11 protein-coding genes are annotated in these 18,513 nt (G+C 41.8%); 9 read left to right on the forward strand and 2 right to left on the reverse strand.

Features of this window, described 5'->3' with window-relative positions; genetic code table 11:
- The first annotated feature begins 416 nt into the window (after positions 1-416).
- The 3 genes from G3R48_RS01690 to G3R48_RS01700 all read left to right on the forward strand — a co-directional run bounded on the left by G3R48_RS01690 (position 417) and on the right by G3R48_RS01700 (position 5,577).
- Positions 417-3,020 carry a TonB-dependent receptor gene (locus G3R48_RS01690; protein WP_153660907.1) on the forward strand — a complete coding sequence of 868 codons (2,604 nt, stop codon included), beginning with the start codon at positions 417-419 and terminating at the stop codon, positions 3,018-3,020.
- 106 nt (positions 3,021-3,126) lie between these two features.
- Positions 3,127-4,716 (forward strand): tryptophan halogenase family protein, encoded by a 1,590-nt coding sequence (locus tag G3R48_RS01695; protein WP_153660905.1) that lies wholly within the window; start codon positions 3,127-3,129, stop codon positions 4,714-4,716.
- Between the two features lie 162 nt (positions 4,717-4,878).
- Positions 4,879-5,577 carry a SapC family protein gene (locus G3R48_RS01700; protein WP_153660904.1) on the forward strand — a complete coding sequence of 233 codons (699 nt, stop codon included), beginning with the start codon at positions 4,879-4,881 and terminating at the stop codon, positions 5,575-5,577.
- A 140-nt stretch (positions 5,578-5,717) separates the two neighbouring features.
- Here G3R48_RS01700 and G3R48_RS01705 read toward each other — a convergent pair whose 3' ends face one another.
- Together G3R48_RS01705 and G3R48_RS01710 are read right to left on the reverse strand one after the other, a co-directional pair.
- Positions 5,718-6,782, reverse strand: a complete 1,065-nt coding sequence (locus G3R48_RS01705; RefSeq protein WP_153660902.1) for a putative sugar O-methyltransferase — start codon at positions 6,780-6,782, stop codon at positions 5,718-5,720.
- A gap of 288 nt (positions 6,783-7,070) precedes the next feature.
- Positions 7,071-7,931: a sulfite exporter TauE/SafE family protein gene (locus G3R48_RS01710; protein ID WP_153660901.1), complete on the reverse strand. Its 861-nt coding sequence runs from the start codon at positions 7,929-7,931 to the stop codon at positions 7,071-7,073.
- 509 nt (positions 7,932-8,440) lie between these two features.
- On the opposite strand from G3R48_RS01710, the gene G3R48_RS01715 reads away from it, so the two are divergent.
- The 6 genes from G3R48_RS01715 (at position 8,441) to nagP (ending at position 17,789) form a co-directional block, all read left to right on the forward strand.
- Positions 8,441-11,308, forward strand: a complete 2,868-nt coding sequence (locus G3R48_RS01715; RefSeq protein ID WP_153660900.1) for a family 20 glycosylhydrolase — start codon at positions 8,441-8,443, stop codon at positions 11,306-11,308.
- Between the two features lie 352 nt (positions 11,309-11,660).
- The gene (nagK, locus tag G3R48_RS01720; protein WP_153660899.1) at positions 11,661-12,554 is read left to right on the forward strand and encodes an N-acetylglucosamine kinase; all 894 of its coding nucleotides are present in this window, start codon (positions 11,661-11,663) and stop codon (positions 12,552-12,554) included.
- Positions 12,555-12,599: 45 nt separating this feature from the next.
- Entirely contained in the window at positions 12,600-13,601 is a 1,002-nt protein-coding gene (gene nagB-II / locus G3R48_RS01725) for a glucosamine-6-phosphate deaminase NagB-II (RefSeq protein ID WP_153660898.1), read from the forward strand.
- 151 nt (positions 13,602-13,752) lie between these two features.
- Positions 13,753-14,910, forward strand: coding sequence for an N-acetylglucosamine-6-phosphate deacetylase (gene nagA, locus G3R48_RS01730; protein ID WP_153660897.1), 1,158 nt, complete (start codon positions 13,753-13,755; stop codon positions 14,908-14,910).
- A gap of 216 nt (positions 14,911-15,126) precedes the next feature.
- Positions 15,127-16,308, forward strand: a complete 1,182-nt coding sequence (gene nagX / locus G3R48_RS01735) for a transmembrane glucosamine N-acetyltransferase NagX (protein ID WP_153660896.1) — start codon at positions 15,127-15,129, stop codon at positions 16,306-16,308.
- 170 nt (positions 16,309-16,478) lie between these two features.
- Positions 16,479-17,789 carry an N-acetylglucosamine MFS transporter NagP gene (gene nagP / locus G3R48_RS01740; RefSeq protein WP_194823821.1) on the forward strand — a complete coding sequence of 437 codons (1,311 nt, stop codon included), beginning with the start codon at positions 16,479-16,481 and terminating at the stop codon, positions 17,787-17,789.
- Positions 17,790-18,513 lie beyond the last annotated feature (724 nt).

Genomic DNA, 18,513 nt, shown 5'->3' on the forward strand with positions numbered 1-18,513 from the left:
CTCTAGTAGCATATTCAAAGACAGTTGATTGAAAACCTAAATAAACAACTAAGCACAACCAAAAATATTGTACAGGCTAAAGGTCCATCATTTTGAAAAGTATAGTGCGATTTTTTGCTCGAATTAGCAATGAATGTTTTTTTCATAAAGATAATTTTGTGAAAATCCTACTCAAAATAAAGATAAAGTTTTTCATTGTGATTTATCTGCAAGCAATTGTTATTACTGAACTTAATTGTATTTTGCGTTTTGGTATTATTTTCAATCAAGCAGAAGGTTAACTATTTATTGTTATTTAATTGTGGCGTGGGTGTTGATTATTGTGTAATGTTTAACCTACACATGACAGCGTTGTCATTTCTTCGGAAATGGTTATGGACATAAAACGATAATAAGTTATGAATAGGGAAACGAAGATGCGACCATCTAATTTTAAGAAAAACCTTTTAGCGACCAATATCGCATTACTTTTAAGTGGTGCGTTTGCGGGTAGTGTTTATGCAGCTGAGCCAAGCCAAGATGAAAATGTTGATAATATAGAGAAAATTGAAGTACGTGGCATGCGTGCTTCATTGAAAGCGTCAGTAAATGAAAAACGCTTTTCAAATTCAGTCGTTGATGCTGTTACCGCCGAAGATATCGGTAAATTTCCAGATGGCGATATTGGTGAATCTTTAGGGCGTATCCCTGGTGTATCGGTTAACCGTCAGTTCGGTCAAGGTTCACAAGTTTCTATTCGTGGAGCGTCAAGTCGACTGACTCGCACTTTATTAAATGGTCACTCAGTGGCTTCGACTGGTTGGTATGACCAACAAGAAATTGACCGTAGCTTTAACTACAGCTTACTGCCACCTGAAATGGTTGGCGGTATTATTGTTCATAAATCATCAACGGCTGATATGCCTGAAGGTGGTGTGGGCGGTACGGTTATTGTTGAAACAAGAAAACCACTTGATTTAGATCCTAATACCTTATTTTTAAGTGCTAAAGCCGATTACGGTTCAATTTCTGAAGAAACCGATCCTGAATTATCGGGTTTATATAGCTGGGCGAATGAAGAACAAAACTTTGGTTTCTTAGTTTCAGCTGCAGGCTCAAAAACAAATTATCAACGTAATGGTATTGAATCATTATTGGGTTGGGGTGACATTGTTCCCACTACCTTTGAGCAAGAACGTGAGCGCACAGCCGTTAACGCTGTTTTCCAATATAGCCCAACTGATAACCTCAGCATGGGATTAAATTTAATGTCATTAGATATGGAAGCGAATAACGCTAATACCTCGTTATTCGTCATGTTCCCTGATGATAAAGATGCGGCATGTGAGCAACGTAATGCCTCTGGTACTTGTACTTTCTATCGTCGTGATGGCCAAGGTCAAAACCCAGGGTGGGCACAAACATGGGCGCGTCAAGCGAGTATGGACTCTAAAACCGTTGATTTTGATATTGAATATGAAGGTGATAACTTCACCATCGAAGCACGTGTTGGCAACACTAAATCAGAAGGTGGTACAGACTTAACTGCGAACTATGGTTTTTGGTTAGGTTCACCTGAAGACTATGCTGGCACTTATGATGCAACTGGCGATGTGATTCATATTGATGTTGCGAATAAAAACTTCACTTCAGATGACTTTGGCGGTCAATTATCACCAGCAGGTTGGTCATTGAAGAAACAGCCTAATTCAGACGAAGAAACATACGCCCAATTTGATATCACCGTTCCCGTTGATTTTGGCGCAATTACGTCGATTAAAACCGGTGTACGTTATACCGACCATGACGTAAAACAAGAGACATTCCCAGCAGAACTTGCAGCTAACATTACCGCAAAAGATGCATCTGCTTATTACTCTGGTCAAGTGTCATCAGGTGCAGGTTATACCTTACCTAAGCCAGACTTAGACGCGATGCTTGCAGATGCTTACGCTGCAGTTGATGGCTTTTCATCAGATGGGGCGGTGTATAAATCAGGTTACGGAACGATTAACGAGAAAAACTTAGCGCTGTATGCAATGGCTAATTTTGATCTTGAAGGTATCCGCGGTAACTTTGGCTTACGTTACATTTCAACCGACGCAGAGTCAGATTATTTTGCCTTGCAAGCAGACGGTTCATATGGCGATAACCTAAGTACTGACAAAGCAAGTTATAACGATGTATTACCAAGCATCAACATTGCGTTTGATATTACTCAAGATGTCATCGTGCGCGCATCTGCATCGCAAGTGATTTCTCGCCCTAACTATGCTGATATGTTCTCATCTTCTTCTCTTGTGGGTTATGCCGATGGTACAGCAGGTAATGAAGTGCTAAATACCGGTAATGTTGGACTACTTCCTTATAAAGCATCACAAGCTGATTTAGGCGTAGAATGGTACTTTAGTAATGATGGCTTATTCGGTGCAACTTACTTTATTAAAGACATCAGCTCATTTGTTACAACCGATCAAATCCTTGACCAAGGCATCGGCATTGTTGACCCAGATTCTGGTGAAGACAGCTGGACTGTGTCAACACGTACTAATGGTACAGGTGGTATTATCAAAGGGGTTGAATTACAGCTTCAAGACGCATTTGATAATGGTTTAGGTTATGCCGCTAACTACACCTTTGCTGAGTCTGATGCACCTGCAGAAAACTACCCAGATTTAGTTAATGTTTTCTCTGATTCTTCTAAGCACACAGTGAACTTAGTGGGCTTTTATGAGATGGATGACTTCTCTGCACGTATCGCATATAACTGGCGCAGCGAGTACATGATCCGTGAATTACCCTTCTTCTACGGTAACCGTGAACATGACGCCTACGGCACATTAGATTTAAGTGCTAACTACAACATTACTGATTATTTAGCAGTAACGTTTGAAGTGATGAACTTACTTGAAGAAGACAGTATCCAAAAAGGGGTTGCAACAGCTGATGCAGAAGTAAAACCTGAGCTTAAAGATAGCTACCCAGCGTGGAGTTTTGAAGGTGAAGCTCGTTACACCGCAGGTATTACATTACGTTTCTAATTTCAGACACTTAATGATGTAGAATAAAAAAGTCAGCTATTTATTTAGCTGGCTTTTTTGTTATATAAAGCAACGATTGCGATAATAAAAACTGAGGCAAATGTCGATGAAAATAACCAACGTAGCAATCATAGGTGGCGGCACAGCAGGGTGGTTAGCGGCTAACCATTTAGGCTTAGCATTAACAGACAGCCCCGTTAACATTACTTTAATTGAGTCGCCAAATATTCCTATTATTGGCGTCGGAGAAGGCACTGTACCGGCTATTAGGCAAACATTACAACGCTTTGGTATTAGCGAAACTGCACTTTTTCGTCAATGTGATGCCACCTTTAAACAATCGATTAAATTCCAAAACTGGTTAGATAAAAGCCGTCATGGTGAGGAAAATTTTTATCATCACTTATTTGATGCTCCCAACCGTTTTGATGAACAGGCAACCGCGCGTTGGCAACAATATGCATCAACGTCTGAATGTGCTCCTTATGCACAAACGGTTGCACCGCAATTTGCCGCTTGTGAGTCGTTTAAAGCGCCTAAAACCATTACGACAGCTGAATACGAATCTGTTTGTGGTTATGCCTATCACCTCAACGCCGCTAAATTCGCCTTGTTACTGGCTAACAATGCCAAAGACAAATTTAATGTTAAGCACATTAAAGCGAATGTACTTGATGCAACATTAACCCAAGATGGGGCCATTGCCTCGTTGTATCTCGATAATAAAGGTGAACAAACATTCGACTTTTACATTGATTGCAGCGGCTTTGAGTCGGTATTGCATGCTAAAAAATTGCACAGTGAGTTTGTAGATAAATCACATCAACTGTTTGTTAACCAAGCTATTGTTGCGCAAGTGCCGACCGATAAGCTGCGCACAATCCCCCCGTTTACATTGGCTACTGCGCATCAAGCCGGATGGATTTGGGATATTGCCTTACCTGAGCGGCGTGGCGTGGGATTGGTGTATTGCGACAAATACATGTCAACTGAGGCGGCGACTCAAAAAATGATGCGTTATTTAGAGCGTACTGCCCAAGGGCAATCGCTTGGTGATATCACGCTAAGACACATTCCAATGCAAGTAGGTTACAGAAAAGAGTGTTGGAATAAAAACTGTGTCGCATTAGGGTTAGCACAAGGTTTTTTAGAACCCATCGAAGCCACCTCTATTTTATTAACTGACTTTGCCGCTGACTATTTAGCGAAACGTTTCCCTAAGCATCAAGATGACATCCCTATGTTAGCGACGCGTTTTAATCGCACCATGACATATGCATGGGAAAGAGTGGTCGATTTTGCCAAATTACACTACTGCTTGTCCGATCGAATTGACAGCCCGTTTTGGGTCGATAATCGCCGCCGCGACAGCATTCCATCAAGCTTGCAGCAGAAATTAAATTTATGGCAAACCACCGCGCCGATAACGGATGATTTTTTTTCTCGATTTGAAGTGTTCAATTTAGACAATTATTTGTACGTATTACACGGCATGAAATTTCCTGTTCCTAAGGCGTCGTTAGCTCAACCACAAGCGCAAACATCAACGGCAACGGACAAACAAAAAGCCCTTAACACTCAGCAAGATGAATTTGTGAATCGCATCAATACCCTGAGCCAACAAATGATCAGTGACCTACCTGATCATCGTGCATTAATTGAAAAAATATCCCAGTACGGATTACAGAAAATATAAATATTTGCTGGTTTTTTAGACGAAATCGTCCTTAGTCGACGCTTAATGATAAATATGCTTGAAATTCACTGTTAAGTTGGTAGTTTCAGGTAATCATTTAAGATAAACATAATAAAAACACGTACTCTGCAACTTTGAAAGAGTGCGATTACAGGAGTTAAAATGGCTAACCAAATCACACTATTAGATCATGCTAAACATGGCGACTTAAAAATTACTTCAACTGATTTCGCTCATGTTGCAGAGCAACATATTGTGCCGATTTCTTTGCATGAAATTGCCCGTGCAGTGACTGAGTACCCTGTGGTATTTGTTAAAAATGCCGAATCAGGTGAGTTTCAATCAGTGGTGATGTTAGGGCTAAAACCAGGCCAAAACCTCAGTGTGAAAGATGGAAATTGGCAAGGGCTGTATGTGCCGGCAGTGGTACGTGATTACCCACTCGGTTTAGTGTTAAACCCTGAAATAAAAGATAAAGTGTGGATTGGTATTCGTGAAGAAGCCAAAGAAGTGTCAAAGGAAGAAGGCGCTGCATTATTTGATGGTGAAAAAGAAACCCCATTTTTAGATGGGCGTAAAAAAGCGTTAATTGAACATTTCGAGCAAGATCAAGCCACTCGCAGTATTCTTGGCTTCTTAGCTGAAAAAGAGCTATTAAAAAGCCAGTCAATCACGGTCGAAATCGCCGGTGAAAAACGTAACATTAATGGCCTATATATTGTTGATGAAGAAAAGCTTAATGGCTTATCAGATGAAGACTATTTAGCATTACGCCAACGTGGCTTATTAGCGCCTATCTTTGCGCATTTAGCTTCAATGAACCAAATTAACCGTTTAGCACGTGCTGAAACCCAAGGTTAATGAGTTCTTAAGCTGTTTATAAAAAGCGGATTATACAGCCCATTTGGTAATAAAAAAGCACTTACTGAAGTAAGTGCTTTTTTAATGCCTATACCGGTCATGCGCGCACTATGTGCAGCTCATAGAGGCATTGCCGCGACTTAGTTTAAATCTTTGCGCTGATATAAACGTAATTCAGAATGGAATCCATCAATGGTTTCAAAGCCAAACGGATGAACATTGGTTGATAATAAATCATACGCCGTTAAAAAAGCATCGTAATCTTCAGCTTTAATCTGTTTTTTCACCCCCAAGTGACTGTCGTCTATCGCTAATTTTTTACCTTCTCGTAAATTACGTAGCAGCACATATTTGCAATTAAGACGGGTGACATGTTCAAGGTAATTAGCAACGATATCAGGTTCCATTTCTTGAAATGAAATGAAATTGACAAATAAATCAAGCTCACCAGTCACCTCTGGCAACTGCCAAGGGCATAAAACCGCGCCATTAAATTGAGATGAAAGTTGCTTGAGTGACTTATCAGACATGCTTTTTACCGTTTGATAATCAGCGATATGTTGTTGCCCAAAACGGGTTTGCAAATAATAAGTTGAGAATAAACAGGTCGGGGCGATATCAACGTTCATGTAAAAACTGTTATTACGAGGATCACTTAACAAAATTTCCCCTAAAGTGCCAAATCCGCCGCCAATCTCTAATACCGTGTTGACCGGTACATTGTGAAGTTGTTGCTTAAGAAAGTTGAGCCCTAACAGATAATTTAAACTGGAACGGCTAAATTTATTGCCTTCAAATTCAAAATGCTCAATAGGTGAGCCAATATCAGACTCAGTGAATTTATCCGTAAAGGGGGCTTTTAAAGATTCGCTAGCTTTAAATACGCGGTAGTCACTGCGCGCATGCATTTCACCTGAAAGCGAATCGTTAATTGATAATGCCGCTTTGTTATCTTGCTGCATATGTGCAAGGCAGCTATCAAGTAAGGTTTGGTATTTTTCTGTTTGGTTTATCCAACCGTTAAAGCGGTAGGTTGGAACAAAGTACGATAAGGCGCTAGGAAGGCGACGAAAGTTTTCTATACCATGAGTGGCAAGATCTTGTTGCAAGCCTTTTGCGCCAAATTGCCAAAAGTTGGTTGGCAAATATTTAGAATCTACCTGTTTCATGTCTTCGCTAATGGTTGCAATTTGATGAGATAACATGGGCTTCCTTTAAACGTGTTGAACAAGTACATTTCAATGTTTAGTTCAGTGACTTTGTCGATGATAGCGACGTTATACTACTTGGAGATTAGTGGTGTCTACAAGTCATTATTTTAACAGCAAAAATGGAGATAAATATCACATACTTTTTGTCAGTTTTCGACGCGTGAAGAGGCTGTTACACAATGTTTAGCATGGATTGAATCAGTGTATTAACTCCTATTTTGGGCTCGATTTATTATCATTTTTTACGTTTCATTATTGCCATATTTGTTGCTCGTGCATTTATTAATGTAGTCCTAGCATCACGGTACCAGTGAGTATTATCCAAACTGAGAAAAACTGCTTAAGCTTTTGGATCGAAAAATATAATGCAATTCGTTTTGCTAATAATCCGCCTATTATTGCTGCTGGGCCTGCAAATAATAAGGTTTCAAAATGGGCCGCGCTATCCGCTGAAAAGGTGATCGGCGCGGTTGACCAAACCGTGATTGCGCTAACCACGACACCTGTTGCAATCGCTAGTTTAGTGCAGTACCCGCGCAGCATTAAATAAATAACCAGCATTTCACCTACTCCCACTGATAACCAAGATGTCACTATGCCCCCAATAAAACTAATGATTACCAATGCAATAATATCAAGGTGTTGCTTATGGTGATTAGTTAGTTGCGCTGTGGATTTGCGGCTGTGAGTTAAAATAATCAATCCCAGAGCGATTGAAAATAAACTGAAACTGATGTGTATCGATACCGGTGGCGGGAGCTGAACTAAGGTGCTAAACCACAAACCACTGATTGAGGCCAATGCAGATAATCCACAAAAGCGCCCAAATGCTATCCATGTAGGGTCAAGGCGATGATGGCGTCGATAATGAAAAATCCAACTCAAACTGCCAGCAGTCATACCAAAACACTGTATTGCAAAAGAGGTTGATATCATCTGCTCGGTAGAAAAGCCAACCGCGGAAAAAACCGGTACAAATATGACCCCGCCGCCAGCACCTGTTGAATTAGCAAAAATAGCACCGATTATCCCCACTAACACAAACAACCCTGAGTTTAAAATGGTATCAATGACCGGGGTAAAAAAACTTAGCCAAGTGGCCCAGCACAAGATAAAGATCATCGCTGCCAGCCAAACCTTCATGTTGCTACTTTGCAATAAAGCTAATCGCACCTTAATCCATTCCTTTATTATTTTTTATAGTTAATGGAGACAGCCCTTTGAGGATAGCAATAAATCAATCTAGGCATATGCAAATAAGGACTTACTGCAAATGTGGCGTATTTGATAACATTTTGTCAAATAAGTGTGGATATTGGTGGGGAAAGTTAGTAGATTAGAATGTATGACAACGCTGTCATTTGTTTGTTAACCCGTCATTATTGCCATCGGTAACTCTTGGAGTTGATGCAATCTGTCCAACGGTGACGTGGTTGATAAATGCGCCTTTATGCTGGTGTTGTCTAGTTGGTAATAGAAGTTTAGGTCCTTTTATTACCAAGTACATATCGGTAATGTTGTCGATATTTTAATACTTTTATTCTCTCCCCAGATGTAAGTATGAGCTGGGTGCATTTGCCCCAGCTATATTTTTTTGGTGTAGCGAATACGCGTATTGTGCGTTAATCATTTCACACAAGGAAGAGGATATTATGAACGTTATTGCTGCGGCATCGACGCTGTGTATCATGCTGAGTTTAAGTGCTTGTGTCGATATTTCCCCGTCGACATCAGACAAGATATCATCATCTACCGACACGCCTTTGACACAACACACGCTCGACACATTTGCCCAGCAACTGGCGGTTTCCTATGATGTTATCACCAATGTGCCAGAGCAAGCCTGTGCGAAAGAGGCTGATAAACAAGCTCATTGTTTTATCGCTGAAATTGAATTTGTTAGCCAAAATGACTTTACTCACCACAATTGGGAAATCTATTACAGCCAAATGCGCCCTGTGATAGACGTGCTAAGTGATGAATTTACCCTTACTCATATTAAAGGTGATTTACACCGGATAACCCCTACAGAAAAGTTTAATGGATTTAAGGCAAAGCAAGCTAAAACATTACGCTTTCGTGCACAGCATTGGCAGTTGTCTGAAACCGATGCTATGCCCAATTATTATATTGTGGCCACCGATAACGAACAGTTATTGCCTGCGGTTATCAGCAGTACTGAGTTGATTATTGACCCTGTGACTAAACTAGAGCAGCGTCCGTATGTCGTGCCTTTTACTGACCCTGTAAAACAATACCGCCGCTCAGCGACCGATAAACTGAAGTGGCAGCAACCTGCCGATATTTACGTGAAAAATGCCAACCTAACAGGCAACTTACAACCAAATTCACCGACTTTATTAGCATCGTCAATTATCCCTACGCCGTTATCGCAACAAGTTTTTGATGACAAGCCGCTGGTCGATTTTTCACAGGGTTTATTGATTGAAAGTCAAAGTTTTGCAAAGGCCAATATTAAACCCAGTGATATTCAAGCCGCGCTACTTCGCCTTGAAACGATTGGCGTTAGCAGCCGTATTTCAAATGATAATTTACCTGATGAACACAAACACATCACTCGCTCGCAGCCGCTGACTTCATCACCTGTTACATCAGCACGAGATACGCAATCAACATCACCCGAAAGCCAATCATTATCCTTAGACCCAAGTCAGGAAGCACCATCGAAGTTATCTGCACTTACGGTGCAATTATTGCCGCTACAAGAGGCCCGATTAACCCAAGATAAATACAGGCAAGGGCATTATCAGCTAGATATTGCCGATAACGGTATTATGATTTATGCCAATGATGCCAGTGGCTTTTCTTATGCTTTTGCCTCTATTCAATCGTTAATTAACCCTCAATCTTTAGTCATACCAGCCATGAAGGTTATCGATGCACCTCGTTATGACTTTCGCGGGATGCACATAGATGTGTCGCGCAACTTCCACTCAAAGGCGGCCATTTTTAAACTCATCGAACAAATGGCGACTTACAAGCTAAACAAGCTGCATTTACACATGGGGGATGACGAAGGTTGGCGACTTGAAATCGATGGTTTGCCTGAACTCACCGACATTGGATCCAAGCGTTGTCATGACTTAACTGAAACACGTTGTTTATTGCCACAACTGGGTAGCGGCCCATTTGCCGACTCACCCGTTAACGGTTTTTACTCGATTAACGATTACATCGAAATCATTCAGTTTGCCGATGCCAGACAGATTCAAGTCATCCCCTCAATGGACATGCCAGGGCATTCACGTGCGGCAATAATATCAATGCAGGCACGTTATCAACACTATATGCAAGCAGGCCAAGTTGCGCTGGCGAATGAATATTTATTGTATGACCCACTTGATAGCACTCAATATTCATCAGTGCAGTATTACGATGACAACACCTTAAATGTTTGCATGCCCTCAACGTATCACTTTATTGATAAAGTGATTACCGAAATAGCTGCAATGCACCAACAGGCAGGACAGCCGTTAACGACTTACCATATTGGCGCCGATGAAACTGCTGGCGCGTGGAAAGACTCGCCGTTATGCCAAACGCTGATTGCCAATAACAGTGACATTAACTCTGCTGAGCAATTAGGGCCTTACTTTATTGAGCGCGTGTCTAACATGTTGCACAAAAAAGGCATTCAAAACGCAGGTTGGAGTGATGGCATGAGCCACACGCAAGTTAACAACATGCCAAAGAACAGCCAAAGCAATATTTGGGATGTCATTTCTCACGGTGGCTATAAAAATGCCCACAAGCAAATTAACCAAGGCTGGACATCAATACTGAGTCATCCAGAGGTGTTGTACTTTGACTTCCCTTACCAAGCTGACCCGAAAGAGCACGGTTATTACTGGGCAACCAGAGCATTAAGCTCATACAAGCTGTTTAGTTTTATGTCAGGTAATTTACCCGCTAATGCTGAGCAGTGGCGCGATATTGAAAATTTGCCTTTTGAAGCTGATGACCGAGTAGTAAAAGATGATAACGGCCAACGATTATCAGGGCCTTTAGCAAAAGGTAAACGAGCCAGTGGTATTCAAGGGCAATTATGGAGTGAAACCATTCGTTCGCAGACGCAACTTGAATACATGATTTACCCAAGACTGTTAATGCTTGCCGAGCGAGCGTGGCATAGACCTCGCTGGGAAGTGCCATATCAATACCAAGGTGTGGTTTACAATCAACATAGCGGTTACTTCACCGCTGATAAACGCCAGCAACAAACAATGCAATGGCAGCGTATTTCAAACCATTTAGGCGCGAAAGAATTTGCCAAATTAGATAAGTTTGCCATTCACTATCGTTTGCCTATCCCCGGTGTAAAAGTGGTTAATAACCAATTGAGCATGAACAGTGCTTTTACTGGATTAACGCTTGAATACAAGCAAGATAAGGGTCAATGGACGACGTATAAAGCACCTGTTGAAGTGACATTACCCCTTGAGGTGAGAACGTCGGCGCCAGATGGTATTCGTAAAGGTCGCAGTGTCAAAGTGAATTAACTATTGCGTTACCTTAAGCCCTTTTTTACCCCAAAAGCACCGTAAAGCTGCTTTTATTAGAAATATAGTAGGGCTTATTATAATGATTGTTATGCGAGGGTTGACGCAATTTTATTTAAAAAATGCTATTAAAACATAAAGTTAAAAATCTATTTTGTGCTTATCACTCAGTGAGTATCAATGAAGATTATTACGACTGAAGCGTATTTAACATTTTATTAAAAAACAAATGACAACGCTGTCATTTTGGGTGTAACATGTTTTTAACGTTTTTAGGGTGACTCATTAACCGTAAACGGTCATGTCTGTTTGTACTCACCACTAACATATAAAAATATCGAAGAGGGAAGTCATGGCAACAAACCAAAACATCAGCATGCCATTATATTTGGGCGTCGATGGCGGTGGCAGTAAGTGTCGGGCGATTATCTATTCACAACACCAAGGCGTGTTAGGTACTGGGGTTGCTGGACGAGCTAATCCATTACACGGTATTGACCACACATTGCACTCTATTACGGTCTCAACCCACTTAGCTTTAGATGATGCAGGGCTCAGTCGTCAACTCATTGGCCAGTTAATTGCTGGTGTTGGCCTTGCTGGTGTTAATGTTCCGCATTTATTTAATCAAATCAATCAATGGCAACATCCTTTTCAAGCAATGTACCTCACCACCGATCTACATACTGCATGTATTGGCGCTCACAATGGCGATGATGGTGCGGTGATTATCACCGGCACGGGTTCTTGTGGCTACGTACATGTTGGGGAGCAAAGTTTGTTAGTGGGTGGGCATGGTTTTGGCCTTGGTGACAAAGGCAGCGGCGCTTGGCTTGGGCAAAAAGCGGTTGAACATGTGTTATTAACGCTTGATGGTTTTAGTGACGCCAGTGCCTTGCAAGCAGCGATGTTAGATCACTTAGAGACAGATAACGCCACCGGCATTGTTGAGCTACTCGCGGGTAAATCATCTAGCGAATACGCTAAATTAGCGCGGGTTGTATTAGCGTGTGCTAACCAAGGCGATAGCGTTGCCATTGGCATTGTCAAAGAGGGCGCAGAGTATATTAGCGCCATGGCTAGAAAATTATTTAGTTTGCATCCTCAGCGCTTTTCAATGATTGGTGGTTTAGCTGAACCATTAATGCCGTGGTTAGATAGCGATGTATCAAGCAAGTTGGCGCAATCTATCGCGCCACCAGAAATTGGCGCAGTGTACTTTGCACAGCAGCAACATCAACAATAGTGTCTGTCGTTTACTCAATAAATATATAGGGTTTAAAGGTTTTTTATGTCAACGAATACCATCATGGAACAAGAAGCACGTACCGCACCGCAAAAAATAGCTGCGCAACTCAAAGACAACGACAATCTCACTGATTCATTAGGCATGGTATTACGTGACTTTGCGCCGAAATTTATCATGATTGTTGGTCGTGGTTCATCAGATCATGCTGGTGTATTCGCCAAATATTTATTTGAAGTTGAGCTGGGTATTCCTACATTTGCTGCTGCACCATCTGTTGCGAGTGTATATGGCAAACAGTTGCAGCTAAGCGGTGGCTTAGTGATTGTTATTTCGCAATCGGGTCGTAGCCCTGACATTCTTGCCCAAGCCAGAATGGCAAAAAATGCAGGCGCGTTTTGCGTGGCATTAGTGAATGATGAAACCGCACCCATTAAAGATATTGTCGATGTTGTTGTGCCGTTACGCGCAGGCGAAGAAAAAGCGGTTGCAGCCACAAAAAGTTATTTGGCAACCTTGTCAGCCTTAATCCAAATTGCGGCTAAATGGTCACAATCCGCCGAGTTAGCGAAAGCGGTTGATTCAATGGAAAACGCCTTACAAGGTGCTGTTGATGCACCACCACAACTTACGCCGCAACTACTGGATGGGGTTAACAATTTAGTGGTGCTGGGTCGTGGCTTAGGTTATGCCGTGACCAAAGAGATTGCACTTAAAATGAAAGAAGTGTGCTCAATTCATGCAGAATCATTTAGTAGCGCTGAATTCCTGCATGGGCCAGTGACTTTAGTTGAGCAGCAGTTATCAATTGTTGATGTCACGGTGGAGGATGAAACCTTGCAAAGTCATCTAGAGCAAATTGAAAATGTACGCCAACGAGGTGCACAATTAGCGCATATTCACCAGTGTAATAAAGCTATTCATCCTCGGGTTGCGCCATTAGCGGTGCTGCAACGTTTTTATATTGATATTGCCGCAGTAGCCGTTGCCAGAGGCATTGACCCAGATCAACCTGCTGGGCTGAAAAAAGTCACTCAAACTTTGTAATCACAGCCGAGATGACGCATTGCGACTATCCAGAGGGCTTAATCGCATTGATTGGCTTTTTATTTGACTACGGCACTGAAGCTTTTAAGCAAATAAGCGAATTTTATTAGTTAATTAATCTATTTAATTACGGACTAACTGGACGTATCGCATGAAACAAACGTTCCTTGTACAACAGCTATTTGACGGTCAGTCGTATATCGACAATGCCGCCATTATGACTGAAAACGGTATCATTACTCAGATTGTCGCCAATGTGACTGAGGCTAGCACGTTATCTTTAGCGCATGACTGCCAGCTAATTACTTTAAAGGGCATGATTGTGCCGGGGTTTATTGATATACAAGTTAATGGCGGCGGCGGTGCATTGTTTAATGCTCAACCGTCATTAGCGTGTATCAAAACGATTGCCAAAGCACATGCCGCTTTTGGTACAACGGCGTTTCTTCCTACCGTGATAACCGATGATATTACGGTTATGCAACAAGCGGCCGATGCGGTCGCGCTAGCGATGAGCGAGAAAACGCCAGGAGTCTTAGGAATACATTTTGAAGGGCCGCACTTAAGCGTGCCTAAAAAAGGGGTGCACCCAGCGCATTATGTGCGTGAGGTTTCAGCCGCAGAGCTTGCTTTATTCACTCGCCAAGACTTAGGGCACAAAGTCGTGACCCTTGCGCCTGAAAATGTGGCGCCAGAGGTCATCACTCAACTGGTTAAAGCGGGAGTGAAGGTGTGTTTAGGCCATTCAAATGCAGATTATCAAACCGTTGTTAATGCCATCAATGCTGGAGCGGTGGGTTTTACCCATTTGTTTAATGCCATGTCAGCATTAAATTCGCGCGAGCCCGGTATGGTCGGGGCGGCACTTGAAGACGATAACACGTGGTGTGGCTTGATTGTCGATGGACATCATGTTCATTACGCCGCGGCTAAAGTGGCTTTGCGCAGTAAACCGCAAGGCAAAATTATGTTGGTGACAGATGCAATGCCACCTGTTGGGCAGAGTAATGATGCCAGCTTTGAATTATTTGGCACCCAAGTCATTCGTCAAGGCGACAGGTTGAATACACCAACAGGCGAACTGGCTGGCTGCGTACTTGATATGAATGGTGCGGTGAATAATAGCGTTAAATTACTGGGCGTGAGCCGCGATGAAGCATTGCGAATGGCGTCGCAATACCCGGCAGATTTTCTTGGTATTAGTCAAACTCACGGTGCGATTAAAGTAGGGCAGACAGCAAATATGGTGTTGCTTAACGAGCACAGCCAAGTTGTGAGCACTTATATTCATGGGCAAGTGTTGGTTTAATCCATTTTTAGATTTGGCTCATTGAGCATATGAAATTGAGCCGTTAACTGTTGCTTGCTAAATGATGACGACTAACAAGCATCAGTGAACAGCAATATTGGTGTTATTAAATATTTAGTAAGAAATTCAATCATATTGGCTGCGGCGAGCAACTTATCGGCAAGGGTGGATTAAGGTAATGTACCTAACAAGCAAGTACAGGAGCGACTAATCACCATGGCGCTGTCAACTACATCATCAACGTCGCAGTCACAACAAAGTGACAATAGCACGATGACATCAACCAAGCGGCAACGGTTGCAGTCGTTAGATGCGCTGCGCGGTTTCGATATGATGTGGATTTTAGGTGGCGAGAAATTGTTTGCAGCCTTGTTTGCGTTTACTGGTTGGGTAGGTTGGACATGGTTTGATCAACAGATGCACCATAGTCAGTGGCACGGTTTTACTTTTTATGACTTAATTTTCCCGCTGTTTATTTTCTTATCTGGGGTGGCGTTAGGTTTATCTGTCACTCGAGTAGATAAGTTGGCGTTTGAACAACGTAAAGCGCGCTATATTCACGCAGTAAAAAGATTGGGGCTATTAATTGCTGCTGGGATTATTTATAACCATGGTTGGGGTGCAGGGCTGCCAGCCGATGCCGAACAAGTGCGTTATGCCAGTGTTTTAGCTCGAATTGCTTTTGCTTGGTTTTTTGCCGCGATGTTAATTGGGCATACCAGTGTGTTCACCCAGATATTAACGGTAGTGACAATCATTGTTGGCTACGGGGCTTTGCATTTATTCGTTGTTGGTGGTCATGGTCAAGTAGCTGATTTTACTCTTGAAGGCAGCATTAATGCGATGGTTGATGCAGCTTTGTTACCGGGCATGCATTATCAACAATTGCCAGTAGACCCTGAAGGGGTGTTATCAACGTTGCCTGCGATAGCCAATGCCATTATAGGCAGTTTTGTTGGCCGCTTTATTGTTAAACCACATTCAAAAGGTGAGTGGGCTAAAGTGACAATCTTAATTTGTTCGGGGGTGGCAGCGATTGCTTTAGGTCAATTCGTTTCAGCTTTAGTACCGATTAATAAAACCTTATGGACTAGCAGCTTTGTATTGGTCAGTTGTGGTTGGAGCGTTATCTTATTTGCGGTTTTTTATGGTGTGGTTGACGTTTTAAAATGGCGCAACTGGGCATTTATATTGACGGTCATTGGCACCAATGCCATTGCAATTTATTTGGCCAGCAGTTTAGTTAACTGGCATTATTTAGCGGCAAGTTTGGCGGGTGGTTTCATTGCAGCCTTACCCGAAACCGCACAACCATTGGCTGCAATGTTTGCCTTATTAACGGTGCAATGGCTGGTGTTGTATTGGCTATATAAACGACAAATTTTTATTAAAATCTAGCACATTAACAAGCGATTCTGTTTGGAGAGCCGCGAAGTTTAAACGTGATGTAAATCGATGTACCCTAAATGACAGCGCTATCTTAAAGTAAAAGCGGAGGTTGTAATTTTTACTTAATTGAAGTGGGTAGCGACTGTCGATAATAATGATAATGACAAGAGAGCGGGAATATGGAAATGACAGCAACATCTCAATCGAAACAAAGCAGCTTAGTGCCGATGGCCATTGTTGCGATACTGTTTTTTATTCTCGGCTTTGCCACGTGGTTAAATGGCTCATTAATGCCGTATTTAAAGCAGATTCTGCAACTTACTCCTTTTCAAGCGTCACTTATTTTATTCTCGTTTTATATTGCAGTGACCTTTACCGCCCTGCCTTCGGCTTGGGTTATTCGTAAAGTCGGTTACAAAAATGGCATGGCGCTGGGTATGGGGGTGATGATGCTGGCTGGGTTGCTATTTATCCCCGCGGCACAAACCCAAACCTTTGCGTTGTTTTTGTTTGCGCAGTTAGTGATGGGAACAGGACAAACCTTATTACAAACTGCAGTAAATCCATATGTGGTGCGTATTGGCCCTGAAGAATCTGCTGCAGCACGTGTCAGTGTCATGGGCATTTTAAACAAAGGTGCAGGTGTGATTGCGCCTTTGGTTTTTTCGGCATTAATTCTTGATAGCTTTAGAGACCGCGTTGGCATGACACTCACGCAAGAGCACATTACTGAAATGGCGAACAGCTTAATTTTACCGTACTTAGGTATGTCTATCTTTATCGGAATTTTGGCTATTGCAGTGAAAAAATCGCCACTACCAGAGTTAGAACAAGATGAACCACAAGAGCAGTCATCAGGACAAATGAAAGCGGCATTAGCGCACCCAAGTTTAGCTTTAGGTGTCGTGGCATTATTTGTCTATGTTGCTGTTGAAGTGATTGCGGGTGACACCATTGGCACATTTGCATTGTCGCTTGGTGTTGAAAGTTATGGGGTGATGACCTCGTATACCATGATGTTTATGGTGTTCGGTTATACCTTAGGGATTATTTGTATTCCTCGGTTTATCTCTCAGCCAAAAGCATTAATGCTTAGCGCGATTCTTGGCATTGTTTTAACCTTAGCGATTGTGATGGGTGATAACGAGTCATATCAGATTGCCAATATGCTGATTGTGCCATTTGGCGGTACTCAGCTTCCTGATACGTTAATTTTAATTGCAGTACTTGGTTTAGCGAATGCCATTGTATGGCCGGCGGTTTGGCCATTAGCGTTATCAGGTTTAGGTGCGTTAACCAGTACGGGCTCGGCGTTACTTATTATGGGCATTGCTGGTGGGGCGTTTGGGCCGTTGTTTTGGGGAATGGCAAGTCATGTGCCGTCATTAGGTATGCAAGGCGGTTATATTGTGATGTTACCTTGTTATATGTTCATTTTGTTCTATGCGATTAAAGGTTACAAAATGACCTCGTGGTTACAAAAAACATAACCAACGTTTGCTGGCAAGATAACGTTATTGATTAAAAAATACTTAATTAGCTTTGAGTATCCAAAAAAAAGAGAGCCTTTATGGCTCTCTTTTTTTGTTTTTAAGCAAGGTTGTCAAGGTGTTCATTGGCGACCTGTAGCACGTTCTTTGCTTACAAAGTGCCTGCTTTGTACATTTCAGCAAAAGAGCGTTTGTACAATTTTGCTAAATGATTGAAAAAGTTTGTCATGGTTTCTCTCCAGATGCGTTAGATATGCTGGCTTCATTAAGCAAACGATTCCCTGGTAGATCTTACAATTCGTTTTCTTAACTTGTTGCTATTGTACGAAAGGTAATGACGGTTAACAAACGAGAAGATTTGCTATATTGCCATTAGTTAAACTAATCCAAATATTTGAATATTAATTAATTTGAAATCATCCTTTTATTTAAGTATCTGTTTTTAATGATTTATTGTTATTGGTTGTTGTGTTTTTTTGATTATTATCATTATTTGATTTTATGTTATTTTTTGTTAATTTTTTAAAACAGCTTACTTTAGCTGATTGCGGTATTAGATTGATGAAAAAATGAATATGTTGTTATTATGCTAAAAAATTCCTAGCACCATTTTCTTGTTAAGTCAATATGCCGGTAGTTGTAGTTTGCGCCCTCGCTCAAAACCCATTTAAAGCTGGTTATTTGATTGATTTGAATCAAATTGCAATGGTATAAAATGAGGGCT

It is taken from the genome of Shewanella intestini, from assembly GCF_018221465.1.
Classification (GTDB): Bacteria; Pseudomonadota; Gammaproteobacteria; order Enterobacterales; family Shewanellaceae; genus Shewanella; species Shewanella intestini.